This window comes from Paraburkholderia sp. HD33-4, from assembly GCF_021390635.1.
In the GTDB taxonomy this organism is placed as follows: domain Bacteria; phylum Pseudomonadota; class Gammaproteobacteria; order Burkholderiales; family Burkholderiaceae; genus Paraburkholderia.
The window spans coordinates 3,513,666-3,538,496 of record NZ_JAJEJS010000001.1; the positions used below are offsets into that span (position 1 = coordinate 3,513,666).

Sequence of the window (24,831 nt, forward strand, 5' to 3'; positions counted from 1 at the left end):
GTTCGGCTCAGAATGTTGGGATGGACAGGCCACCATCCACGTTGACCACGCTGCCTGTTCCAAAGGGCAGCAGACCGCCGGCAAGCGTCGCCACCACCTGCCCCACTTCGTCGCTTTCACCCCAGCGTCCGGCGGGCACCAGGCCCTCGCGGAATCGCGCCTCGTACTTCTCGGCGACGCCTGCCGTCATCGGGGTGCGGATGATGCCGGGTCTTACCTCGAACACGCCGATATTCGCTTTCGCGAGTCGAAGGGCAAAGAGTCTGGTTATCATGGGCAGCGCCGACTTCGATAGGCAATATTCGGCACGCTCGGTCGATGCCATTTCGGCCGAAACGGAAGAGACCGTGACTATCGCCCGCGCAAAGCTGGAGGACGTCGAGACCATGTGGCGGGCGACGGACTGCGTCATGAAGAACGTGCCGCGCAGATTGACGCCGAGCACGGCATCGAATGCTTGCGGCGATACGTCGAGCAGATCGCCGCGGCTCGGTGAACCGATGCCCGCGTTGTTGACGAGGCATTCAATGCTTCCCTTGAAACGAAGGGCTTCCTCGACGACGCGTTCGTGCGAAGCGATGTCACTGAGATCGCTCTGAATGAACAGAGCGTCCTGACCTTCGTCGCGCACGAGTGCGCAGGTCGTCGCCGCATCCTCGTCGTTCACGACGTCGGTCAGCACAATGTCGAAGCCGCGCCGCGCAAGCGCGACGCAGATCGACCGGCCAATGCCGCGTCGCGCACCCGTTACCAATGCGGTCGGAAACTTTCCAGCTATCTTGCTCATGGTTGCACCATCTATCGTTGCGCTGGGGGCTCAGTGAATCCGGGCTTCCGTATCGGTGTCGAACAGCACGAGCTTCGACAGATCGACGCGCAGTTCGCATCGTTCTCCGGACGCGTGCGGCATGTCGGCGCCGAGCCGCGCGGAGACTTCCATGCCGCCGAGGTCGAGCACGGCCAGCGTGTCGGGCCCCGTCGGTTCGAGCACGTTGATCGTGACGGGCACGGTGCGCAGCGCCGACGTGGCACGCTCGTTTTCCACACCGATCGCCTCGGGGCGCAACCCCGCGATCACCTCCTTGCCGATGTAGCGCTCGACGGCCGCGGGTTGCGGCGGCAGTGCAAGATCGATGGCCTTCAGGCCTTCCCCCACTTTCAGACGCAGCGCGCCATTCATACGCTCGATGCGCGCCGGAATCAGGTTCATCGAGGGTGAGCCCATGAAGGTCGCGACGAACGTGTTGGCGGGCGTGTTGTAGACCTCGGCGGGCGTGCCGAGCTGCTGCAGGACGCCGCCCTTCATCACGGCAATACGGGTGGCGAGTGTCATCGCTTCGATCTGGTCATGCGTGACGTAGACGATGGTCGCGCCCAGGCGCTGATGAAGCTTCTTGATCTCAGTGCGCATATCGACACGCAGCTTTGCATCGAGGTTCGACAATGGTTCATCGAACAGGAAGATCTTCGGATGACGCACCAGCGCGCGACCCATTGCGACACGCTGACGTTGTCCCCCTGATAGCTGGCCCGGACGCCGGTCGAGCAGGTGTTCGATCTGCAGCAGACGGGCGGCATCTTTCACCGCCTTCTCGCGGTCGGGCTTCGAGACTTTGCGCATCTCCAGACCGAAGCTGATGTTCTGGCCGACGGACATGTTCGGATACAACGCATAGCTCTGAAACACCATTGCGATATCGCGCTCGCTCGGATGCAGGTCGTTGACCTTGTCATTACCGATGCGGATTTCGCCGCCCGAGAGTGTGTCGAGTCCGGCGATCAGAGAAAGCAGCGTCGATTTTCCGCAGCCCGACGGCCCGACGAGAACCAGAAAATCGCCATCCTCGACATCGATGTTGATCTCCTTGAGAATTTCAGTGGATCCGTAGGCTTTGCGAACATTGGATACGTGCAAAGAAGACATGATTTACCCCTTGACCGAGCCGGCCATCAGACCGCGTACGAAGTAGCGACCACCGATCACATAGACGAGCAGCGTCGGCAGCGCGGCGATCATGGCCGTGGCCATGTTGACGTTGTATTCCTTGACCCCTGTCGACGTATTGACGATGTTGTTCAGCGCGACGGTGATGGGCGCGGAGCCGCCCGTCGTGAACGAGGCACCGAACAGGAAGTCGTTCCAGATGTTCGTGAATTGCCAGATCACCGTGACCGTGATGATCGGCACCGAGTTGGGAAGCAGGATGCGGAAGAAGATGCGGAAGAAGCGCGCTCCGTCGATCATCGCGGCTTTCACGAGTTCATCGGGAAACGCGATGTAGTAGTTCCGGAAGTACAGTGTCGTGAAACACAGGCCATAGACGACGTGCACGAACACGAGCCCGCTGATTGATTGCGCGAGACCCACCTTGCCGAGGAACGACGCCATCGGAATCAGCACGATCTGGAACGGGATGAAGCATCCGAACAGCACCAGTCCGAACAGCAGGTTGTCGCCTTTGAAGCGCCATTTGGTCAGCACGTAGCCGTTCAGTGCACCGAGCAGCGTGGAGATCGCCACGGCTGAGAAGACCATCCGGAAAGAATTCCAGAAGAAGCCTTTGACGCCGGAGCATTCAAGTCCCACGCACGCCGATCCCCACGCTTTTTCCCATGCATCGAGCGTCCACTGGTGCGGCAGCGCGAGGATATTGCCCGAATAGACTTCGGGCAGCGGCTTGAACGACGTCAGCAGCATCACGAGCAGCGGTACGAGATAGACCACCGCTACGATTGCCAGTAGCGAATAAATGACGATTCGTGACAGGTAGTTATGCTTGCCCACCACCATCTGGGGTGAGTCCCATGTTCTGGTAGCCATCGTTGTCTCCTGAGGGCTGTCGGTTGAGTTCAATGGCCGCCGCTCTTACGGCGTGGTCTCATTTCGGAGTAGAGGTACGGCACCATGATTGCCGCCACCGTGCACAGCATCATCACCGCGCTCGCCGCGCCCATGCCGAGCTCGTTACGGGTGAAGGTGAACGAATACATGAACGTGGACGGCAGTTCGGTCGAGTAGCCTGGGCCGGCGCCGGTCAATGCAATCACGAGCTCATAGCTCTTGACGGCGAGGTGCACGAGAATCACGAATGCCGATACGAACACGGGCCGTAACTGCGGGATGATGATTCGCCGATAGATCGAAGGCATGCGGGCGCCGTCGATCGAAGCGGCCTTGACCTGTTCCTGGTCGATGCCGCGCAGCCCGGCAAGAAACATCGCCATCACGAAGCCCGACGCCTGCCAGACAGCGGCGATCACGACGGTATAAATCGCCATGTCGTCGTTGATGATCCAGTCGAACTGGAAGCTCGACCAGCCCCAGTCATGAAACAGCTTGGTCAGGCCCAGCCCCGGATTGAGAATCCATTTCCATGCGGTACCGGTGACGATGAACGACAGCGCCATCGGGTAGAGGAAAAGCGCGCGCAGACCTCCTTCCGCGCGAATCCGCTGATCGAGCAGAATGGCGAGCCCGAGACCGATCGCCATGCACAGCACCACATAGAGCGACGCGTAGATGCCGAGGTTGCCGATCGCCACATGCCAGCGCGGGTGCTCCCACACGCGGCCATACTGAAGCAGACCTGCCCAGTGGAAGTTGGCGAAAGCGCGTGACCGGGTGAACGAGAGCACGGTCGTCCAGGCGATAAAGCCGTAGACGAAAATCAACGTGATGATCAGCGTCGGGCTGAGCACGATCTTCGGCAAAACCGCTTCGAAGCGGTTTCGCAACGTCGATCGTTTTCGCGTCGGACTATCGCCCGAGCCGCTGTTCAGATCTTCAAGACTGGTCGCCGCGTGGGCGCGATTGTGCAATAGCATGGCAACACCTACCGTCGGAGATGACGGGCCTCGCGCAGCGCAGCGTACGGTGCCGCATCCGCATGAGGACCATTTGGCTTACTGCGAGTTCTTCACTGCGGCGACGAGAGACTTGACGGCATCCGCAGACGACTGATTCGAATTGAAGAAGTGTGTGACGACGTCATAAACGGCGTTCTTCGGACCGTCGGGCATCGCATGTCCGTGCGCGAAGCTGCCGACCATCGAGTCCGTCTTGAGCGCCGCGCGCATGTCGTTCATCGACTTCTTGCCGCAATCGTCGAAGCCGTCCTCTGGCACATCGAGCCGCGCCGGAATCGAACCTTTGATCTGGTTGAATTTCGCCTGGACGCCCTTGTCCATGATGGTCGACGCGAACGCGTACTCGCCCGGCAGACTCGCCTCGCCCTTCTTGAAGCCCGCAAACTGATCGGTGTTGAAGATGAAGTCACCATCCGTTCCCGGATAGTTGAAGCAGAGATAGTCGACGTTCGGCTGCTTGCCTGCCGATGCAAACTCGCCCTTGGCCCAGTCACCCATGATCTGCATCGCTGCCTTGCCGGTGATCACCATCGACGTCGCAAGATTCCAGTCGCGGCCGGGGAAGTTCGGGTCGACCATGCCGCGCAATGCGCGCATCTGGTCGAAGGCCTTTTCCATCGTCTTCGAGCCGAGTGCGTTGGGGTCGAGCTTGACGAGCGCCTGCTGATAGAACTTCGGACCGCCTGCCGACATCACCGCGCTATCGAAAATCGTCGCTTCCTGCCACGCCTGGCCGCCGTGCGCGAGCGGAACGTAGCCGGCTTTGCGGATCTTGTCGGCGTCCGCGACGAGTTCGTCGAATGTCTTCGGCGGCGTGAGCTTCAATTGATCGAAGATCTTCTTGTTCGCCCAGATCCAGTTCGTGCGGTGCACATCGACAGGTGCGGCGACCCAGTGACCATCGACCTTCGAGAACTTCTGGATCGGCGCGGGCACGAGTTTGTCCCAGCCTTCCTTGGTGGCGACGGCATCGAGGTTCTGCAGGTAGTCCTCCTGCGCGTATTCGGGGATCGTGAAGCCGAGCATCTGAATCGCATCGGGCGGATTGCCCGATGCGACGCGAGCCTTCAGCACCGTACGCGCGGCTTCTCCGCCGCCGCCCGCGATCGGGCTGTCCTTCCATGCATAGCCCTTTGCCTTCAGGCCGTCCTTGAGGACAGTGAGTGCCTTGGCTTCTCCGCCGGAAGTCCACCAGTGCATGACTTCCACCGTTTTCGTGTCGGCCGCGGCAGCGGACAGCGCGTGGCAGGCAACGAGGCCGACAGCGATTGCAGTAATACGCTTCTTGAACATTTTCGTCTCCATGATGAGGCTCTCTTAACGGGCTTTTTTTCGAACTCCACGGCGGGCATGCCGTGCAGTGATCTGGGTAGATTCGTGGTCAGTGGGCTTGACGCGGCAGCCACCAGTTCTTGCGCTGTCCGATGTGCAGCTGGATCGTCTTCGTCTCGGTGTAGTCCTCGACCGCCTGCTTGCCGAGTTCGCGTCCGACGCCGCTCGACTTGAATCCACCGAACGGCAGTTCGGGGTAACCGTCGAGGAAGGTGTTGACCCAAACGGTCCCCGCATCGACGCCGCGCGCGACAGTCAGGCAGGTGTTGATGTCGTTGCTCCAGACGGCGGCGGAGAGCCCATAGGCCGTGTCGTTGGCGATATCGATCGCGTTGCGCGTGTCTGAGAAAGGGATGATCGCGAGCACAGGGCCGAAAATTTCTTCGCGCGCGATGCTCATGTCGGGCGCGACATCGCTGATGACAGTCGGCTCCAGATACAGGCCATCCGCGTCATAGCGTTTTCCGCCCAGACGCAGCCGGGCGCCTGCCGCGACGCCCTTTTCGATGTTGCCGAGAATCTCGGCCAGCTGGTTCTCGCTGACGATTGCGCCGATCTTGCATTCGGGATGCAGTGGGTCGCCAACCGGCACCTGGCGCGCGCGCTCGACTACCGCCTGCGCGAAGCGCTCTGCAATCGATTCGTGCACGAGCACCCGGCTTCCGCTGTTACAGCATTCGCCGGCATTGAAATACACCCCGAACACGACGGCATCGATCATCGCGTCCCAGTCGCAATCGGGGAAGACGATCTGCGGATTCTTGCCACCGAGTTCGAGCGCGACCTTCTTCAGCTTCTGCGATGCGAGTCCGCCGAGCAGGCTACCCACACGCGTCGAACCGGTGAACGACAGCATGTCGATGGCGTCGTGCTCCGCCAGCGGCTGGCCGACGGACGGGCCCTTTCCCGTCACCACGTTGACGACGCCCGCCGGGACACCGGCCTGTTCGAGAATCTCCATCAACATGACGGTCGTGCTCGACGTCAGCTCACTTGGCTTGACGACGCACGTGCAGCCTGCCGCGAGTGCGAACGGCAACTTCTGGGAAAGAATCCAGAGCGGAAAATTCCACGGCGTGATGAGTCCGACGACACCAATCGGCTGGCGCAGTACGATGCCGAGCATGTCTTCGCCGAGTGTGTCGTATGCGTCGCCACTCGTCGTGCGGGCAAGGCTCGCTGCGTACTGCCAGAGATCGATGCAGCCGGAGACTTCGCCGCGTGCCTGCGCAAGCGGTTTGCCCGTTTCGAGCGATTCGAGCAGCGACATCCTGTCGACACGTGCCTTGATGCCGTCGGCGATCGCGAGCAGAATCCGCGCACGTTCCGCACCCTTGAGCTTCGGCCATGGACCGTGACGGAAGGCGACGTCAGCGGCCTTGATCGCTCGCTCGACGTCCGCCGGCGTCGCTTCAGGAAACGAGCTGACAACGTGACCATGCGCGGGACTGCGGCGCTCGAAGCGCTGCTGGTCCGCTGATTCGGTCCACGTTCCGTCGATGTACATGCGGCCCTTGAAAGCTTCGTGCGCGGGTGCTTTATCGCTTGCCAGAAGCGCAGTTGCAGCGGGAATTGCAGTGTCGTACGTCATGTCATTGACCCTCGTATTGCGCTGGGCGCCGTTCACGGAAACTGGCCATGCCTTCGCGGGCGTCGTGCGTCGACGCGGACAGCGCGCCCGCCATGGCTTCGAGCGTTGTGCCGGCTCCGAATCCCGAGGCGGCGTTAATCAGTTGCTTCGTCAGTTGCACGGAGACGGGCGCGAGCGTCGCGATCTTTTCAGCGAGTGCGACAGCTGTAGTGACCGACTCTTTCGGCGTGGAGATTTCGTCGATCAAACCGATCGCGTACGCGCGTTGCGCATCGATCCGCTTCGCGGTCAGCGCAAGCGATTTCACGTGGCTCGGACCGATCAGCGAAACCAGCCGTTGCGTGCCGGACCAGCCCGGGCAGGTTGCAATGCTCGCCTCGGGAAGCGCGAACGTGGCATGCGGATCCGCGACGCGCACGTCGGCCACGGCTGCCAACTCGAGACCGCCGCCGAATGCCGGACCGTTGATCGCCGCGACGACAGGCAGACGCAATGCCGCCCAGCGGTCGAAAATGCGATGGCCGCGCGAGACCCATACTCGCCACATGTCGAGCGGCGCGAGTGCCGACCACTGGTTGATGTCCGCGCCCACGCAGAATGCGCGGTCGCCTGCGCCTGTTAGCACGACAGCGCGCACGTTTGGATCCGACTCGAGCTGTGCCGCCGCAGCTTCAAGTTGATCGAGCATCTCCGGAGTCAGCGCATTGAGCTTCTCCGGGCGATTGAGCGTGACGACGGCAACGGCGTTCGCCTTCTCGATCTGGATCAATCTCTGGTCAGCCATGACGCTCCTCCTTCAGCTTCAGACCGAAAGGAGAGTCAGTGAAAATGGACTCATCCATGGTCTTCAGGGAGGGAGATACGGCGAGCCCGATTTCGCACTGATCGAGTACGTCCTTTTGCAGATCGATGCCGGGCGCGATCTCGATCACTTCGAGACCGTTGTCGCCGAGTCGAATCACACACCGCTCCGTGACATACAGCGCTTGCTGAGCGCGCTTTTGTCCCATGCGTCCGCTGAAGGTCACATGATCGACATCGGCAATGAACTTCTTCTTGCCCTCCTTCACGATCTTCAGACGGCCGTTGCCCACTTCGATCTGTGCGCCCGCCGTGAAATAGCCGCAGAAGACGACACGCTTCGCATGCGTCGTGATGTCGATAAAGCCGCCGCATCCGGCAGTGAGATACGGCTTGCTCGGCAGCTTCGACACGTTCACGTTGCCGAAGCGGTCCACTTGCAGGAACGACAGCAGCGATACATCGAAGCCGCCGCCCTGGAAGTACACGAACTGTGAAGGCGAAGGCATGATCGCGTCGGCATTGCCCGAGCATCCAAAGGCGAAACCGAGCAATGGCACGCCGCCGACGGCGCCTTGTTCGATGACCCACGTGACGTCGTCGCGGCAGCCCTCCTCGAGAAGAACGCGCGGCACGTTTGCAGCGATGCCGAAACCCAGGTTCACCGCGTCGTTCTGCGCGAGTTCCATCGCTGCCCGGCGTGCGATGACCTTGTCCGCGTGCCATTCGGCGAACGCGAACGCGCTATCGGGCAGCTTCACTTCACCGCTGATCTCCGGGTCGTATTCGATCTGGGTGGTCTGTTTCTGCGCGGGATCGACGACCACGTAGTCGACGAGGTTGCACGGAATGTGCACCTGCTGCGTATGCAGCGAACCGGCCTTCACCACGCGCTTCACTTGCGCGATCACGATGCCGCCGTTATTGCGCACGGCCAGCGCCTGATCGCGACCGCCAAGCAGCGCGCCTTCATGCTCGAACGACAGGTTGCCGCGTTCATCGGCGGTGGTTGCGCGCACGATTGCAACGCGCGGCACGAAGTTCTTGTAGTGCAGCCACTCGTCACCCGCGAACGTCACCTTTTCGACGATGGGATGTTCGGCGGCTTGTGCGTTCATCGCGCCACCCTGGCGGTCGGGATCGACGTACGTGTCGATTCCGACTTTTGTCAGCACGCCCGGACGTTTCGCCGCGACTTCACGATGCATGTCGAACAGGACGCCGCTCGGCAGGTTGTATGCGCGGATGTCGTTATTGGTGATCAGATGCCAGATGTCGGGCATCGGCAGGCTCGATGGACCGCTCGGAAACGAGCCAGCAATGACCGTCTGGATCAGCCCTTTCTTCGCGATATGGTCGATACCCTTGATGCCGTACATGTCGCCGGCCGCGATCGGGTGCAGCATCGTCAGATTGCGCGGATGGCCTTCCGCCTCGAAGCGTGCGCCGATGGCGGCGAGCATCGCGTCAGGGCAACCCAGACCGCTCGACGAACTGACGGTGACCGTGTCGTCATCGTCGATCAGGCTCGCCGCATGGGCCAATGAAACAACCTTGCTGGAACGCACAGTCAATCTCCTCAAACTTTTATTCGGCGAAACGGGATGGCACCGTCACGTGCTCCCCTGCTTCGGCGGACTTCATCAGCGACAACGCAGCGACAAGCGAGCGATAGCCGTCGGCTCCGGTGGCGGCAGGGTTCTGGTCTCCGGAAATGGCGCGGTGGAATTGCGCGACGGCGGTGCAGTACAGGTCTCGATGCTCGATCTGGATGTTCTGCATGCCGTCGGCCGTATTCAGCGCGATTTCGCCAACGGGTCGTTGCGTCATCACGTCCTTCGCGAACAACGATCCCGTCGTGCCGTGAATTTCGAGTCCGGTCGGTGCGAAGGGCACGGTGAACGCGTCGTGGAGTTGCGCGAGCACGCCGTTCCTGAAGCGCACGATCGCCATGACTCCATCTGCGAGCCCCGCGCTCGACATCGTTCCCGACGACGTCATCGCGCTGACTTCGACGGGTTCGTCGTCGAGCAGAAAGCGCAGGGTGTCGATGTCGTGCACGGAGATGTCGAGGATCACGCCCCCACCCGCTTCGGGTCGTTCGATGCGCCAGCCACGCAGATGCGGCGGCAACGAGACCGCGTGGAAGACGCGCACGAACAGAGGCATGCCGATCGCACCGGCACGGATCAGTTCGCGGATCTTCCGATGTGTAGCGGCGCAGCGCAGGTGATGGTTCGTGCCGAGCTTCACGCCGTGCGATTCGCATGCCTCGATCATTTGCGCGGCCTCGTCCTCGGTCAAAGCAAGAGGCTTTTCGCACAGCACGTGCTTGCCCGCCTTCGCTGCCGCGAGCGCTTGCGACAGATGCCTGTCGTTGGTGCTGCTGATGTACACGGCTGTGATGGAGGGATCGGCGAGTACTGAGCCGAGGTCCGTCGAGTGCGAAGGAATCGCGTTCTTTTCAGCGAATCCGCGTGCGCGCTCCGCGCTACCGCTGATTACCGTGACGATCTCGCCGTCGGGTTGCGAGCGGATGGCATCGACCATCCATTCGTCGGCGATGGTGCTGGCGCCAATCAGCGCCCAGCGGATTTTTGCAGTCATGTCTCACTCCATTGGAACGTTCCAATTCGAGTTCGTTGGATCGTTCCAATGAACTGTAGTAGACTCATTTCACAGTGTCAAACACTTTTTGGAACGATCCAATTGTGCAGAGCAACATGAAATCAGGCCCGACCATACAGGACATCGCCGCCGCTGCTGGCGTATCGAAATCGACGGTGTCGCTCGTTTTGCAGGAAAGTCCGCTCATCAAGGCCGAGACTGCGGAAAAGGTGCGCGTGGCGGCTCGCGCGCTCGGCTACGTGTACAACCGCGGGGCGGCCAACCTGCGAGGCAGGCGCAGCACGACGATCGGCATGGTGATCAATGATCTGACCAACCCGTTTTTTGTGGAGTTGCTGGTGGCAATCGAGCGCGTGCTGGCCCAGGCCGGATATACGACGCTAATGGCTCACACCGCCGAAAGTCTCGAAACCCAGACGAGAGTTCTGAAATCCATGCGCGAGCAGAATGTTGCTGGCCTGATCATGTCTCCCGCGCTGGGAACGACGGATGAGTTGCCTGCCGAGATCCAGTCGTGGGGAATTCCGCTGGTACTCGTCATGCGTCCGATGGGTCCCGACGTCGATACGATCGGTGTCGACAACAGCTACGGATTTGCGCTCGCGACAGAGCATCTGGTCGCGCAAGGACATACGCGCATCGCCTTCGCCGGCAACCGCAAGGGCTATGCGGTCGCCAATCAGCGCAGAGAGGGTTATCTGTCGGCGATGGCGAAGCACTCATTGCCTGTCAATGACGACTGGATCATCGATGTGCCTTTGACACCGGAGGGTGGGCGCGATGCGGTCCGTGCGATCTTCGACATGAAGCCGCGGCCGACGGCGGTGGTTTGCTACAACGACCAGGTCGCTATCGGCGTGCTGCACGAACTCGACAGAATGGGCAAGCGCGCTGGCAAGGCTCTGGCGGTCGTGGGTTGTGACAATGTCATCGCGGCTGAGCACACCAATCCGCCTTTGACGACGCTGTTCGCGGGTGCGGACAAGCTCGGCACCATTGCGAGCGAGACACTGCTGGCACGACTGAGCGAAGCATCGGAAGACGAGAAGCCGCCAGTGCAATATTTTGCGGTGCCGGAACTCGTCGTGAGGGAATCGAGCGTCGGTGCGAAGGCATCTCAGGTCAACGCGGCGGCAAAAGCGTCGCGAAAGCGTGTGGTCGATGCTGATGAAGAGTAGGCGCCGTCCATGCAATTGCCATTTGACGCGGCGATTCCAACTCTGACGCCAGAGCATGCAACGCCACACTGCGGTAGGCAGTTAGCGTTTTGAGTCGGGTTAGGTGCGACTGATACACTTGGCCTTTTGATGTTGGTGAGACGTCAGAACCCGAAACGCGGAAAGGTACCGGTGATGATTGGGCAATGAGATGTTCACCGGCGATGGACGAAGGTTGTTGGGGGTTGCCTGGGGACGTAGGCATCGGGCAGTGGCCGGCCATGAACGGCCATTAGCGCGCTGATTCACCCCGACATTCCGATGACCGTCCAACTCTAACATGAGCCTCACCTGCGCGATTGGCTTCCTCGGGGAGAAACCCCTATGGTGCCCACGTAGATAGCCTGTCACAAAGTGGCACGTGCGATACCAGTTCGAAACTTCTGCGCCGTGGTCACGTCAATGCAATGGTGTTGCGGCCTCGAACTTTTCGCTCCAGCTGCCAACCACGGCGCCTCGCCCAGCAAAAATCGCTTGTCCAAAAATATCGATACTTTTCCGAATGGCGACTGACGAATCTCACAAGCAGGAAAAACTCTTGAAGCGAGTCGGCTTTGTTGCCTGTGTGGCGCTGCTGCGCCTCCTTTCAGTCCTTCCCTATGGGTTCGTCGCAAGGCTTGGCAGCGTGCTCGGTGCGATGTTGTATGCGCTTCCCAGTTCCCGAAAACATATCGTTCATGTCAACCTGCGCCTGTGCTTTCCGGGCCGTTCGGATGGTGATTACGATGACCTCGCGCGAAACCACTTTCGCCATGTCATTCGAAGCTATCTCGAACGCGGCATTCAATGGTTTGGCAGCGCGAAGTCGCTACTAAACCTGGTCGACATCGAAAGCAGAATTGATCTGGAAGACCCGAATGCTCCCCCGACCATCTTTCTGGGCTTTCACTTTGTGAGCATTGAGGTGGGCTGCATACTTTACTCTACGCAGTTGCCCGCCGCCTCCCTGTACACGCGGATGTCAAACTCGCGCCTGTGCGACCTCGCGAGGCGGCAACGCGGCAGATTCGGCGCGGAGATGATTGAACGTTCGACAAGCGCACGGAAGATCGTTGGGCTACTTCGCTCGGGCATACCGGTCATGCTGGCTGCGGACATGGACCACGGCATACACAACTCGGTTTTTGTGCCGTTCTTTGGCGTTCCCGCGTGCACGCTCACGTCAGTTTCGCGCCTTGCTCGACTGGCCCACGCGCGGGTTGTGCCATTCGTCACTGAAGTGCTTCCAGATTATCGCGGATACAAGCTCACCATCTTCGAGCCGCTCGGCGACTTTCCAACAGAAAGCGACACGCACGATGCGCGTCGGATAAACGAGTTTCTTGAAACGCAGATACGGAAGTGTCCAGAGCAATATTACTGGGTGCATCGACGCTTCAAGCATCGTCCGCCGGGCGTACCCGGTGTGTACTAGACGGGCCGCAGCAGTGGAGCGTGACCCTGCCAGGTTGCGGACTCGCATGAGTTCCCCATGGGTGAACGGCGCTCTCGTTTTCCGTCATTGCCGAATGCAGGCCTTATTGCTGAGGACCATAACGAAGCTCGGCAATGGCCGCCCCCTCGCCGCACGAATGACTGATGGACCTTGAAAGCAGCCGGTGCCCTTGCGCCAGTCCCTATGGCCGGAGTGGGTCCGGAAGCGTCTAACCGTCTCGCAGCCCCCCGATTGAAGAAGCTTGTCGAGGGGCACAAGCCAGTGGATCGTTCAAACCGCGGATTGTATGATTGCGCTCATCGCAGCAAGACGTCGCCGCCCAAAGACGTTCGCATGGTGTGCAACCCGAGTCAGACTGGCGCTCACGGAGCCGCCACCGCCAGCAGGCGCCGCGTCTGAGCCCCAGCGTCGTCCCAGGCTATTGGCCGGATCCGACATTCCGAGCGAACTGTTTTGCCGGCACTGGAGGGACCCATGTTCGACAAGGCGTTGCGTTTCGAGAACGGCCCGGACTGGCATCACTTTCACGTCTATACCGACAGCCCGCTTATCGCATTTCTGATCGTCGCCGCCCTGCTGCTGACGATTCTGCTCGCGAGCGCGATCTGCTACTACGTGACGCGCTTGATCGTGCAGTTCATCGTCGGTCGCCTTGCTCGCCAGCCGCAGCGCAAGTGGCTGCGTGCCGCCGAGTCCCACAAGGTGTTCGACCGGCTCGCGCCGCTCGTGCCAGCCTTGATCCTCTATGCGTCCGCCCCCCTGCTGACCGGGCTCACGTTCCCGCTGGTCGCGGCGCTCGGCCATCCACTGGCGGTGCTCGCGGCATGCTACATGGTGTACACGCTGCTGCGCGCTGCGCTCGCGCTCCTCAACAGTGTCGGTGAGCGCTACAGTCACTTCCCCTCAGCAAGCGAGAGGCCAATCAAAAGCTTTTTGCAGACCGCAACCATCGCGCTCTACGTAGTCGCGCTGATCGCGGGGATCTCGGTAGTGCTGGAACGCTCCCCGGCCTACTTCCTCACCGGCCTCAGCGCGATGACGGCGCTTCTGATCATCATTTTCCGCGACTCGCTGCTCGGCTTCGTGGCCAGCATCCAGCTCACCGTCTACGACATGGTGCGGGTGGGGGACTGGATTGAAGTACCCGGCTTCGTCGCCGACGGCACTGTGATCGACATTGCACTGAATACGATCAAGGTCCAGAACTTTGACAATTCGATCGTGATGCTGCCGACCTACGTCCTGCTCACGAACAGTATGAAGAACTGGCGAGGGATGACTGAGTCGGGCGCTCGACGCGTCAAGCATGCGATACATTTCGATGCCGAGACCGTCCGCTTTCCAGACGACGCGCTGCTCGTTCAACTCTGCAACGATATTGACAGGCCGCTAGCGGAAGTTGCGCCCGGGGACACCCGGCGTCGCACGAACCTCGGTCTGTACCGGCTCTATCTGAATGCATACTTTCGCGATCATCAAGCGGTCCGCCAGGACATGCCGATCGTCATTCGCCAGGTGCAGTCGACCCAGCCTGTCGTCGCGCTCGAGATATTCCTCTACGTCGACGAGACACGCTGGGAACCGTACGAAAACCTGCAATCGGACATGCTCGATCACGCTTACGGCCAAATACCGCTGTTCGGGCTGCGCTGCTGGCAGGAACAAAGACCGTCGACGCGGCAATCGTGATCTGCGCCATCAGATGGCGGCCATGGGCGCCCCCCTCATTCTCCGTTCGAGAACGTCCACGGGCGATGAAATTTTCCACGCGCTTATCGGCTCACGGCCCCCAAGCCCGCGCGCGCCACCTCGCGCCGCCGCTTGATCACATAGCCGACCCACATCAGCACGAGCCACGCCGGCACCAGCCACACCGACACCGACAAGCCCGGCGTCATCGCCAGAATCACGAGAATCAGCGCCATGAACGCGAGGCAGATCCAGTTGCTGACCGGAAACCAGAGCGAGCGGAACACCAGCGTTTCGCCGGCGGCCACCATCGCCTTGCGCGACTTCAGATGCGTGAGGCTGATCAGCGCCCAGTTCAGCACCAGCGCCGCGACCACCAGCGACATCAGCAGGCCGAGCGCCTCGGCCGGGATCACGTAGTTGATGATCACGCATGCGAACGTCGCCAGCGCGGACAGACCGATCGCCAGATACGGCACGCCGCGCCGGTCGATCTTCAACAGCGCGCGCGGCGCGTTGCCCTGCTCGGCGAGACCGTACAGCATGCGGCTGTTCGCGTAGACGCCGCTGTTGTACACCGACAGCGCCGCGGTCAGCACGACCACGTTGAGCACGTTGGCGGTCAGCGTCGAGCCGATCTGCGAAAAGATCATCACGAACGGGCTGCCGCCCGCCGCCACCTCGTTCCACGGATACAACGACAGCAGCACCGCCAGCGAGCAGATATAGAAAATCAGAATCCGCAGGATCACCTGGTTGACGGCCTTCGGAATGCTCTTGTGCGGCTCGGCGGCCTCGGCCGCCGTGATGCCGATCAGCTCCAGCCCACCGAACGAGAACATGATCACCGCGAGCATCATGAAGAGCCCGTGAAAGCCGTGCGGGAAAAAGCCGCCGTGACTCCACAGGTTCGCGACCGTCGCCTGCGGGCCGCCGTGACCGCTGAGCAGCAGCCAGGCGCCGAATACGATCATGCCGATCACCGCCACGACCTTGATGATCGCGAACCAGAACTCGGTTTCACCGTAGGCCTTCACGTTGGTGAGATTGATCGCGTTGATGATCGCGAAGCACACCAGCGCCGATACCCACGTCGGCACGCCCGGCCACCAGAAATGCACGTAGGTGCCGACCGCGGTCAGCTCGGCCATGCTGACGAGCACATAGAGCACCCAGTAGTTCCAGCCCGACAGGAAGCCCGGGAAATCGCCCCAGTACTTGTATGCGAAGTGGCTGAACGAGCCGGCGACCGGCTCCTGCGCGACCATCTCGCCGAGCTGGCGCATGATCATGAACGCGATGACGCCGCCGATCGCATAGCCGAGGATCATCGACGGACCGGCGGCCTGCAGCACGCTGGCGGAGCCGAGAAAGAGGCCCGTGCCGATCGCGCCGCCCAGCGCGATCAACTGGATGTGGCGATTCTTGAGCCCGCGCTTCAGGCCCGGTTGCTGCTTTGCACTATTCATTACGCCCTGCTGTGTGGAGATCGCTGCATCTAGACCGCCGCGTATGGAGCGCTGCGCAAGGCGGCGCCGTGGCGGCGTCGTGGCCGATTACCCGGCGGGACAGCACGGTCCGGCCCGGGCAAAACCTGTAATTTTACCGCGACAGATATTCCTCTGACATTCGGAGCCGCCCGCCTTCGTTCTGCGCCGCACTAAAGCGCACGGATTGTGATTGTCACGGGGAGGGCACCCGGGTATGTTGCCGAATTCCACCTCTCAAGCCGCGGAGTTTCAACATGTTGCCCAAACGTTTGCTTTGCGCCGCCGTGTTGTCCCTCTGTTTCGCGGGTGTGAGCACGTCCGCGCTCGCGCAGACGGCGCCCGCCGCGGCGCCGGCCGCCCAGTCTCCGGACGAGGACGCCGCTTCGCAGGCAAGCGGCCAGCCGGCGCCCGCCCCCGCTACCGCTACCGCTACCGCCAGCAAACCGCCTGCCGTTGCGCCCGGCGGTCCGGTGCGCAACATCGTGCTCGTGCACGGCGCGTTCGTCGACGGATCGAGCTGGAACGGCGTGGTCGCGAAGCTGCAGCAAAAGGGGTATCACGTGAGCTCGGTGCAGAACCCGCTGACCTCGCTCGCCGACGATGTCGCCGCGACCCGCCGCGTGCTCGATCGCGAGAACGGTCCGGTGCTGCTGGTCGGGCACTCGTGGGGCGGCGTCGTGATCACCGAGGTCGCCGCGAATGCGCCGAATGTCGCCGGGCTCGTGTATGTCGCCGCGCTCGCGCCGCAACTGCACGAATCGGCGATGGACGTGATGAAGGCCGGCGGCCCGATGCCGGCCGGCCAAAGCATCAGCAAGGATGCAAACGGGTTTTTGTGGATCGACCGGGCGCGCTATCACGCCGACCTCGCCGCCGACGTGCCCGAGACCGTCGCACGTGTGCTCGCCGCCGCGCAGGTGCCGATCGCCGCGAGCGCATTCGACGAACCGGTCGATCAGGTCGGCTGGAAAGACAAACCGTCGTGGTACGTGCTGACGACGAAAGACCACGCGGTTTCGCCCGAACTGCAGAAAATGATCGCCGGGCGCATCGGCGCGAAGGTGGTGCCGGTCGCGTCGAGCCATCTCGCGCCGGTGTCGCACGCAGGCGCGGTGGCGGAGGCGATCGATCACGCGGCGCGCGAGTTGAGCCGGCAGCAGTAGTAGGTCAGGTCGCCGCAACGAGCCGCGGTAACGAGGCGCGGCAATGATCTGTCAGCGGCTCGACGTCGCGCGGCTCAGCGCAGCATGAACGACATCGCCGACAGGCAGTTCAGCATCCGCACCGCATGCTCGGCCGACGCCGCACTGAAGCGCAACGTCACGCCATCGACGCGCGTAAGCGTCGGCCATTGGCAGAACAGATCGGCGAGCCCGCTCGTTTGCACGCGCAGTTCGCAGTCGATTGCTCGCGGCTCTGCGCGCGTCGCGGCGGGCGCGCAGCCTGCTTCGACATGCTGACGGACCACGTCGCGCGCGGCGGCCAGCAGTGCCTCGCGCACGCTCGCGGGCGAGCGCGTGACGCCGCTTGCCTGCCCAGTCGCGCTCTTCGTGACGACGAACCGCGCACCCGGAAAACGCGGCGCGGTTTCCTCCGCGAACACGTCGTCACCCGATAAAAGCGCGACACGTGCGCCATATTCTTCGGCGAGCGCGCCATACACCCCCGCTTCGCCCAGTTCCACGCCATTGAACGCGACGCGCGCGAACGCGAAGCTGTTGATCGTATGCGCGAGGATGCCGCGGGTTTGCGCCTTCGCGTGGTAGCCGATCATGAAGACGAGCGTCGCGCCGTATTCGAGCCCGGACATCATGCCGAGCGTGCGCGGCTTGCCGAGCACGACCTGCGCGCGCGGATCGAGCAGATCGGGCAGCAGGTTGCGAAAGCCGCCGTGCGAATCGTTCACCCATACGTCGGTCGCGCCGCCCGCGAACGCGCCCTCGATGGCGGCGTTGGCTTCGAGTGTCATCCAGCGTCGCGCGGCTTCGTATTCGCCGTTGCCCGCGCGCGTCTGCTCGGCATGGAAGACGCCGGCGATGCCTTCGATGTCGGTGGAAATCAGGACTTTCATCGCGCGGTATTCCTCAACAGTTCGGCAAGGTCCGGCACGCTGTCGCGCAGCGACAGGCGTCGATGGCCATCGCGGCCGGTGACGGATTCGGCGCTCCACAGCGCGTCGAGGATCGCCTGTTCGACGCTGTCGGCGCACGCGCGAAACAGCGGGTCCATGCAGTGATCGGCGACGAGCGGCGGCAATTCGACGAAGTCCGCGCCATGCGGCACCGTGTACGCGGTCGAAAACGCCAGTGCGATATCGCCGCTGCCGTGGCCGTACACCGAGCCGGTGCGCGCAAGACCGGCCGCAGCCCGCAACGATAGGCGTTTGAGCTGGCGCGAATCGAGCGGCGCATCGGTTGCGACGATCATGATGATCGAGCCTTGCTCGGGTTTGTCGGCGGTTGCGTTGGCAGCAGCATCAGCAGCGTCAGCAGCCTTCGCCGCCTCGGCCTCAGCCGCGGCCGCGCGTTCGGCCAGCATGCGGCCGAGCGGCGTGCCGTCGATCGTCAGCATCGGCAGACGGCCGAAGTTGGCCAGCACGAGCGCGCCGACGGTGTAGTCACGGCCCGCCGCACCGACCACGCGCGACGCGGTGCCGATGCCGCCCTTCAGATCGAAGCACGACATGCCGCGCCCCGCGCCGAGCGCACCGCTCGCGACGTCGGAGCTCGCCGCGTCGAACGCTTCGTCGAAATGCCGTTCGGTCACGGCAAGCGCCTGGATGTCGTTCAGGTAGCCGTCGTTGCATTCGAACACGAGCGGATTGACCGTCGACCATTCGCGGCCGATACGCGGATTCGCGCGCATCGCCGCACGAATCTGCGCCTGCGCGAGCGCCGCGACGCCGAACGTATTGGTCAGTGCGATCGGCGTCTCCAGTGTGCCGAGTTCGTCGAGCTGCACGAGGCCGACGCTTTTGCCGAAGCCGTTGATCACCGACGCGGCGGCCGGCACCCTGGCGACGAACGGATCGCCGCGATGCGGTCGGATCACGGTCACGCCGGTTTGCAGCGCGCCCTCGGCAAGCGTGCAATGTCCGACGCTGACGCCGTCCACGTCGGCGATCGTGCCGAGCGCTCCGGCCGGCAACGTGCCGATATGCGGCGCTCGCTCAGCGGAATGTTTGCTGATGCTCATGGCCGGTCCAGCTTCGGATCGAGCGCATCGCGCAGACCGTCGCCTAGCAGGTTGAATGCGAGCACGGTCAGAAAAATGGCGAGGCTCGGAAACAGCGCGATGTGCGGCGCGGTCACCATGTCGGCGCGTGCTTCGTTGAGCATCGCGCCCCACTCGGGCGTCGGCGGCTGCGCGCCCAAGCCGAGAAACGACAGGCTCGCGGCCGTGATGATCGAGGTGCCGATGCGCATCGTCAGATACACGACCACCGATGAAATCGTGCCCGGCAGAATGTGCCGCGCGATGATCGTCCAGTCCGACGCACCGATGCTGCGCGCCGCCTCGATATAGGTGAGCTGCTTGAGCATCAGCGTATTGCCGCGCACGAGCCGCGCGAACGCGGGGATGCTGAAGATCGCCACCGCGCAGATCACGTTGATCATGCCGTTGCCGAGAATCGCGACCACGCCGATCGCGAGCAGAATGCCGGGGAACGCGAACAGCACGTCGGCCACGCGCATCGTGATGCGATCCCACCAGCCCTCGTAGTAGCCGGCAAGCAGACCGAAGAACGTGCCGATCACCGCGCCGATCGCAACGGACAGGAAGCCCGCCTCGAGTGAAATGCGCGAACCGACGAGGATGCGGCTGAAAATATCGCGGCCCAGCGAATCGACGCCGAACCAGTGCGCGGACGACGGCCCCGCGTTCAGCGCGTCGTAGTCGAAGAAGTTCTCGGGGTCGTACGGCACGATGTGCGGCGCGATGATCGCGATCACGATCAGGAGCAGCACGAACAGGCCGGCGGCCATCGCCACATGCTGCTTGCGGAACTTGCGCCAGAACTCGCTCCACGGCGTGCGGATCGCGCGTTCGGCGGCTGCGGGATTGGCCGCGTTCGGCCCGGTGGCGGTGGTGCTCATGCGGGCCTCACTTGAAACGGATGGTCGGGTTGATCACCGCGTACAGCACGTCGACGATCAGATTGATGATGATGAATTCGAGCGAGAACAACAGCACCTCGGCCTGGATGATCGGATAGTCGCGCATCGACACCGCATCGACGAGCAGGCGCCCGAGCCCCGGCCAGTTGAACACCACTTCGACGACGATCGAACCGCCGAGCAGAAAGCCGAACTGCAGACCCATCATCGTGACGACGGGAATCAGCGCGTTGCGCAGGCAGTGCTTGACGATCACGAGCCGCTCGGGCACCCCCTTCGCACGCGCGGTGCGCACGAAGTCCTCGTGCAGCACCTCGACGAACGAGGCCCGCGTGAAGCGCGCCATCACAGCCGCGACCGCCGCGCCGAGCGTGAGCGATGGCAGCACGTAGCTGCGCCAGGACCCGTCGCCGACGATCGGCAGCCAGCCGAGCTGCACCGAGAAAATCTCCATCAGCAGCATGCCGAGCGCGAACGCCGGAAACGAAATGCCCGATACCGCGAGCGTCATGCCGAGCCGGTCCGGCCAGCGGTTGCGCCACACCGCCGAGGCGATGCCGATCGCCATGCCGATCACGACCGCCCACACCATGCTCGCGATCGTCAGCCACAGCGTCGGGAAGAAGCGCTCCGCGATCTCCTCGCTCACCGGCCGTTTGCTGCGCGTCGAAATGCCGAAGTCGCCGTGCGCCATCCGCCAGAAGAACCGGACGAACTGCTGCGGCAACGGCTTGTCGAGGCCGAGATCGGCACGCACCAGCGTGACGGTCGCCTCGTCCGCTTCGGGACCGGCGGCGAGCCGCGCCGGATCGCCCGGCAGCAGATGCACGAACAGGAACACCAGCACGGCGACGATGAAGAGCGTCGGCAGAAGGCCTAGCAGACGTTTGACGAGGAAATTCAGCATGAAACCAGTCCGGCAAATGAGCGGCGAATGAGCGGCAGATGAGCGGCAAATGAGGCGGGCAACGAAGCAGCGTGCGCGGCGACGACCTGGGTAAGCCGCCGCGTGCGCATGCCGCCTCGTCAGCTCATCACTTGATCGCGATCTCGTCGAAGTTGAACGAGCCGTCCGGCGCGACGTAAGCGCCCGACAGACGCTTGCTGCGCGCATACACGACCTTCTCCTTGACGAGGAAGATCCACGGCGCGTCGGCCCAGATGCGCTTCTGCGCGTCGGTGTAGAGCGCGGCCTTCTGCGTGCGGTCGGTGGTTTCGAGTGCCTGCTTCAGATCGTTGTCGACCGCGTCGCTCTTGTAGTACGACGTGTTGACCATCTTCGGCGGGATCGAGTAGCCCGCGAGCAGCGGGCTGATCGCCCAGTCCGCCTCGCCGGTCGACGACGACCAGCCCGCGTAGTACATGCGCACCGGCGCGGTCGCCGGATCCTGCGCGCTTTCGACCTTGGCGACCCGCTGACCCGCTTCGAGCGCTTCGACGCTCGCCTTGATGCCGACCTGCGCGAGCTGCTGCTGCACGAACTGGATCACCTTCTGCGCGGTCGAGTAGTTATACGCGGACCACAGCGTCGTTTCGAAACCGTTCGGATAGCCCGCTTCCTTCAGCAGTTCGCGCGCCTTGGCCGGATCGTACGGCCACGGTCCGAGCTTGACCGCATAGTCGACGCCCTGCGGCACCACGCCGTCGGCCGGCGTCGCGTAACCGGCGAACGCGACCTTGGTCAGCGCTTCCTTGTTGACCGCGTAGTTCAGCGCTTCGCGCACCTTCGGATTGTCGAACGGCTTCTGGTTCATGTTCATGCTGATGTAGCGCTCGATGATCGACGGCGCCGCGATCAGGTCGACCTTCGGGCTCGACTGCAGTTGCGCGGCCTGCTCGAACGGCACCTGGAACGCGAAGTCCGCTTCGCCGGTGCGCATCAGCGCGGCGCGAGTATTGTTGTCGACGACCGGCTTCCAGTCGATCGCATCGATCTTCGGATAGCCCTTTTTCCAGTAGCCGTCGAACTTCTTCACGGTCAGGTCACCCGCCGGGTCCCACTTGACGAGTTCGAACGGACCCGTGCCGACCGGATGAAACGCGATGTCCTTGCCGTACTTCTTCAGTGCGTCCGGCGAGATCATCACCGCCGACGGATGCGCGAGCACGTTGATGAACGCCGAGAACGGCGCCTTCAGCGTGATGCGGACCGTGTACGGATCGACTACCTCGGTCTTCTCGATGCGGCTGAACATGTTGTAGCGCTTCAGCTTGTTGGCCGGATCGGTCACGCGGTCGAAGTTCGCTTTCACGGCCGCCGCGTTGAAGTCGGTGCCGTCCTGGAACTTCACGCCATGGCGCAGCTTGATCGTATAGACGCGCGCGTCGGGGCTCGCCTCATAGCTGTCGGCGAGCACATTGCCGAGCTTCATGTCCTTGTCGAAGCCGAACAGCCCCTGGTAGAACGACTTCGCGACCGCCTGCGACAGCGTGTCGTTCGCATCGTACGGATCGAGCGACGTGAAGGTCGACGCGACGGCCATCACGGCCGTGGTTTCGGCGTGCGCCAGATTGCCCGCGAGCATCGCGAACACCACCGCGCCGCCGCTGACGAGCGCGCGCAAACGAAACGGAGAGGACGGGAACAGCAGGTTCATGAGGTTGCTCCAGGCTGCGAGTTGAGGGTGAGACAGGGTCGTTACGGTTGGCTGGTGCTTCGGGTGCTGCTTCAGATCTATCAGCTCCAACGCGAGGCGACGCTTCGCTCAATAAGCGCCGCCGACGCGATGCTGCGCGACGAAATGATCCGGTCCCACCGCCACGAGCGGCGCGACCACCGGCTCGTCGTGCAGCGCGCGGATCGGGCTCGGAATATCGTCGGCGGCGAGCATGCGTTTCGCGTGACGGCGCGCGGGATCGGCGACCGGCACCGCGCTCATCAGCTTCCTGGTGTACGGATGCTGCGGCGCCTCGAACACCGCGCGACGCGGACCGATCTCGACGATCTGGCCGAGATACATCACCGCAACACGATGGCTGACGCGCTCGACCACCGCCATGTCGTGCGAAATGAACAGATAAGCGACGCCGAGTTCGCGCTGCAGATCGAGCATCAGATTGACGATCTGCGCCTGCACGGAGACGTCGAGCGCGGACACCGATTCGTCGGCGATCACGACTTTCGGATTCAGCGCGAGCGCGCGGGCGATCGCGATACGCTGCCGCTGCCCGCCCGAAAACTCATGCGGATAGCGGCGCGCGGCCTCCGCCGGCAAGCCGACTTTCTCGAGCAGCCACGCGACGCGCGCCTGCGCTTGCGCACCCTGGGCGACGCCGTGCACGAGCAGCGGCTCCATGATCGAGAAACCCACCGTCAAGCGCGGATTCAGCGACGCGAACGGGTCCTGAAAAATAAACTGGATATCGCGGCGCAGCGCCTGCAATGCGGGACCGGTCAGCGAGCTGATTTCCTTGCCAGCGAATTCGATCGAACCGCTCTGACTTTCGACGAGCCGCAGCAGCGAGCGGCCCGTGGTCGACTTGCCGCAGCCCGACTCGCCGACCAGCGCGAGCGTCTCGCCGGGACGCAGATCGAAGCTGACTTTTTCGACCGCATGCACGCGGCCCGTCATGCGGCCGAACAGGCCGCTGCGAACCGGAAAGCGCGTGACCAGATCGCGCACGCGCAGGATCGGCGGCGTGTCGTCGCGCACCAGCGGCTGCGCTTCTTCGGCGACGGCCGCGGCGGGCTGCACCGCGGCATCGGCGCCATTCGCGCCGGCCTGCTCGACGGTCAGGATGGGGAAGCGCGCGGGCTGATCGGTGCCGTGCATCGAGCCGAGCCGAGGCACCGCCGCCAGCAGCGCCTTCGTGTACGGATGCGACGGCGCGGCGAACAACGCGTCCGACGCGCCCTCCTCGACCTTCTCGCCGCGATACATCACGAGCACACGGTCGGCCACTTCGGCGACCACGCCCATGTCGTGCGTGATGAAGATCACGCCCATGTTCATCTCGTCCTGCAAGCCGCGGATCAGTTGCAGAATCTGCGCCTGGATCGTCACGTCGAGCGCGGTGGTCGGTTCGTCGGCGATCAGCAGCGCGGGCTTGCACGACAGTGCCATCGCGATCATCACGCGCTGGCGCATGCCGCCCGACAACTGGTGCGGGAAACGCGCCGCGACGCGCTTCGCTTCGGGTATCCGAACCAGTTCGAGCAGGCGCAAGGTTGCGGCGCGCGCGGCCTCGCGGCTCTTGCCCTGGTGCAGCGCGATCGCCTCGCTGATCTGGTCGCCCACCGTGAAGACCGGATTGAGCGAGGTCATCGGCTCCTGGAAGATCATCGCGATGTCGGCGCCGCGCACCGTGCGCATCGTGCCGGACGACGCCTTCGCGAGATCGAGCACGCTGCCGTCGCGCCGCCTGAATGCGATGCTGCCGCCGGCGAGACGGCCGCCGCCATGCTCGATCAGCCGCATCAGCGCGAGGGACGTGACCGACTTGCCCGAGCCCGATTCGCCGACGATCGCCAGCGTCTCGCCGCGCTCGACCGTGAACGACAGATTGCGCACCGCGTTGAAGGTCGAGTCGCCACGGCGGAACGCGACCGTCAGATCGTCGACCGCGAGCACCCGCTGCGGCGGCAGGGTTTCGATCAGCGGGCTGGCGGTGTGCGAGGAAGTCGGCACGGTGATTCCTTTGCTTTGAATGCGAACGCGGCTAA

Annotated in this window: 20 protein-coding genes; 4 read left to right on the forward strand and 16 right to left on the reverse strand. The window is 63.0% G+C overall.

Annotated elements, in window-relative coordinates; genetic code table 11:
- Positions 1-7 precede the first annotated feature (7 nt).
- The 9 genes from L0U84_RS15625 to L0U84_RS15665 all read right to left on the reverse strand — a co-directional run bounded on the left by L0U84_RS15625 (position 8) and on the right by L0U84_RS15665 (position 10,198).
- Positions 8-787 carry a 3-ketoacyl-ACP reductase gene (locus L0U84_RS15625; RefSeq protein WP_233850989.1) on the reverse strand — a complete coding sequence of 260 codons (780 nt, stop codon included), beginning with the start codon at positions 785-787 and terminating at the stop codon, positions 8-10.
- 30 nt (positions 788-817) lie between these two features.
- Positions 818-1,924, reverse strand: coding sequence for an ABC transporter ATP-binding protein (locus L0U84_RS15630; RefSeq protein ID WP_233850990.1), 1,107 nt, complete (start codon positions 1,922-1,924; stop codon positions 818-820).
- A 3-nt stretch (positions 1,925-1,927) separates the two neighbouring features.
- Positions 1,928-2,821 (reverse strand): carbohydrate ABC transporter permease, encoded by an 894-nt coding sequence (locus tag L0U84_RS15635; protein WP_442794010.1) that lies wholly within the window; start codon positions 2,819-2,821, stop codon positions 1,928-1,930.
- Between the two features lie 29 nt (positions 2,822-2,850).
- Positions 2,851-3,825 carry a carbohydrate ABC transporter permease gene (locus tag L0U84_RS15640; RefSeq protein ID WP_233850991.1) on the reverse strand — a complete coding sequence of 325 codons (975 nt, stop codon included), beginning with the start codon at positions 3,823-3,825 and terminating at the stop codon, positions 2,851-2,853.
- 78 nt (positions 3,826-3,903) lie between these two features.
- Positions 3,904-5,160, reverse strand: a complete 1,257-nt coding sequence (locus tag L0U84_RS15645; protein ID WP_233850992.1) for an ABC transporter substrate-binding protein — start codon at positions 5,158-5,160, stop codon at positions 3,904-3,906.
- Between the two features lie 88 nt (positions 5,161-5,248).
- Positions 5,249-6,790, reverse strand: coding sequence for an aldehyde dehydrogenase family protein (locus tag L0U84_RS15650; RefSeq protein ID WP_233850993.1), 1,542 nt, complete (start codon positions 6,788-6,790; stop codon positions 5,249-5,251).
- A gap of 1 nt (position 6,791) precedes the next feature.
- On the reverse strand, positions 6,792-7,574 hold the full coding sequence (locus L0U84_RS15655; protein WP_233850994.1) for an enoyl-CoA hydratase/isomerase family protein: 783 nt from the start codon (positions 7,572-7,574) through the stop codon (positions 6,792-6,794).
- A complete protein-coding gene (locus tag L0U84_RS15660) occupies positions 7,567-9,159 on the reverse strand; it encodes an acyl CoA:acetate/3-ketoacid CoA transferase (protein WP_233850995.1) in 1,593 nt (530 codons plus the stop codon). Before L0U84_RS15660 ends, L0U84_RS15655 begins: the two co-directional genes overlap by 8 nt.
- A gap of 19 nt (positions 9,160-9,178) precedes the next feature.
- Positions 9,179-10,198: a Gfo/Idh/MocA family protein gene (locus tag L0U84_RS15665; RefSeq protein WP_233850997.1), complete on the reverse strand. Its 1,020-nt coding sequence runs from the start codon at positions 10,196-10,198 to the stop codon at positions 9,179-9,181.
- 116 nt (positions 10,199-10,314) lie between these two features.
- Here L0U84_RS15665 and L0U84_RS15670 point away from each other — a divergent pair, with 116 nt between their 5' ends.
- The 3 genes from L0U84_RS15670 (at position 10,315) to L0U84_RS15680 (ending at position 14,560) form a co-directional block, all read left to right on the forward strand.
- Positions 10,315-11,397, forward strand: coding sequence for a LacI family DNA-binding transcriptional regulator (locus tag L0U84_RS15670; protein ID WP_233850999.1), 1,083 nt, complete (start codon positions 10,315-10,317; stop codon positions 11,395-11,397).
- A gap of 541 nt (positions 11,398-11,938) precedes the next feature.
- Positions 11,939-12,850, forward strand: a complete 912-nt coding sequence (locus L0U84_RS15675; RefSeq protein ID WP_233851001.1) for a lipid A biosynthesis lauroyl acyltransferase — start codon at positions 11,939-11,941, stop codon at positions 12,848-12,850.
- Between the two features lie 495 nt (positions 12,851-13,345).
- A complete protein-coding gene (locus L0U84_RS15680; RefSeq protein WP_233851003.1) occupies positions 13,346-14,560 on the forward strand; it encodes a mechanosensitive ion channel family protein in 1,215 nt (404 codons plus the stop codon).
- An 83-nt stretch (positions 14,561-14,643) separates the two neighbouring features.
- Here L0U84_RS15680 and L0U84_RS15685 read toward each other — a convergent pair whose 3' ends face one another.
- Positions 14,644-16,029 carry an amino acid permease gene (locus L0U84_RS15685; RefSeq protein WP_233851005.1) on the reverse strand — a complete coding sequence of 462 codons (1,386 nt, stop codon included), beginning with the start codon at positions 16,027-16,029 and terminating at the stop codon, positions 14,644-14,646.
- Positions 16,030-16,304: 275 nt separating this feature from the next.
- Between L0U84_RS15685 and L0U84_RS15690 the strand changes: the two genes are divergently transcribed.
- Positions 16,305-17,213, forward strand: coding sequence for an alpha/beta fold hydrolase (locus L0U84_RS15690; protein WP_233851007.1), 909 nt, complete (start codon positions 16,305-16,307; stop codon positions 17,211-17,213).
- Positions 17,214-17,287: 74 nt separating this feature from the next.
- Here L0U84_RS15690 and L0U84_RS15695 read toward each other — a convergent pair whose 3' ends face one another.
- The 6 genes from L0U84_RS15695 to L0U84_RS15720 all read right to left on the reverse strand — a co-directional run bounded on the left by L0U84_RS15695 (position 17,288) and on the right by L0U84_RS15720 (position 24,796).
- Complete coding sequence (locus tag L0U84_RS15695; protein WP_233851009.1) at positions 17,288-18,121, reverse strand: M55 family metallopeptidase; 834 nt, start codon at positions 18,119-18,121, stop codon at positions 17,288-17,290.
- Positions 18,118-19,245, reverse strand: a complete 1,128-nt coding sequence (locus tag L0U84_RS15700; RefSeq protein ID WP_233851011.1) for a DmpA family aminopeptidase — start codon at positions 19,243-19,245, stop codon at positions 18,118-18,120. Before L0U84_RS15700 ends, L0U84_RS15695 begins: the two co-directional genes overlap by 4 nt.
- Positions 19,242-20,147, reverse strand: a complete 906-nt coding sequence (gsiD, locus tag L0U84_RS15705) for a glutathione ABC transporter permease GsiD (protein ID WP_233851013.1) — start codon at positions 20,145-20,147, stop codon at positions 19,242-19,244. The genes L0U84_RS15700 and gsiD overlap by 4 nt, the downstream gene beginning before the upstream one ends.
- Before the next feature lie 7 nt (positions 20,148-20,154).
- Positions 20,155-21,075 (reverse strand): glutathione ABC transporter permease GsiC, encoded by a 921-nt coding sequence (gene gsiC, locus L0U84_RS15710; protein ID WP_233851015.1) that lies wholly within the window; start codon positions 21,073-21,075, stop codon positions 20,155-20,157.
- Between the two features lie 127 nt (positions 21,076-21,202).
- Positions 21,203-22,765: a glutathione ABC transporter substrate-binding protein GsiB gene (gsiB, locus tag L0U84_RS15715; RefSeq protein WP_233851017.1), complete on the reverse strand. Its 1,563-nt coding sequence runs from the start codon at positions 22,763-22,765 to the stop codon at positions 21,203-21,205.
- 108 nt (positions 22,766-22,873) lie between these two features.
- Positions 22,874-24,796: a dipeptide ABC transporter ATP-binding protein gene (locus L0U84_RS15720; RefSeq protein WP_233851019.1), complete on the reverse strand. Its 1,923-nt coding sequence runs from the start codon at positions 24,794-24,796 to the stop codon at positions 22,874-22,876.
- Positions 24,797-24,831: the final 35 nt, after the last annotated feature.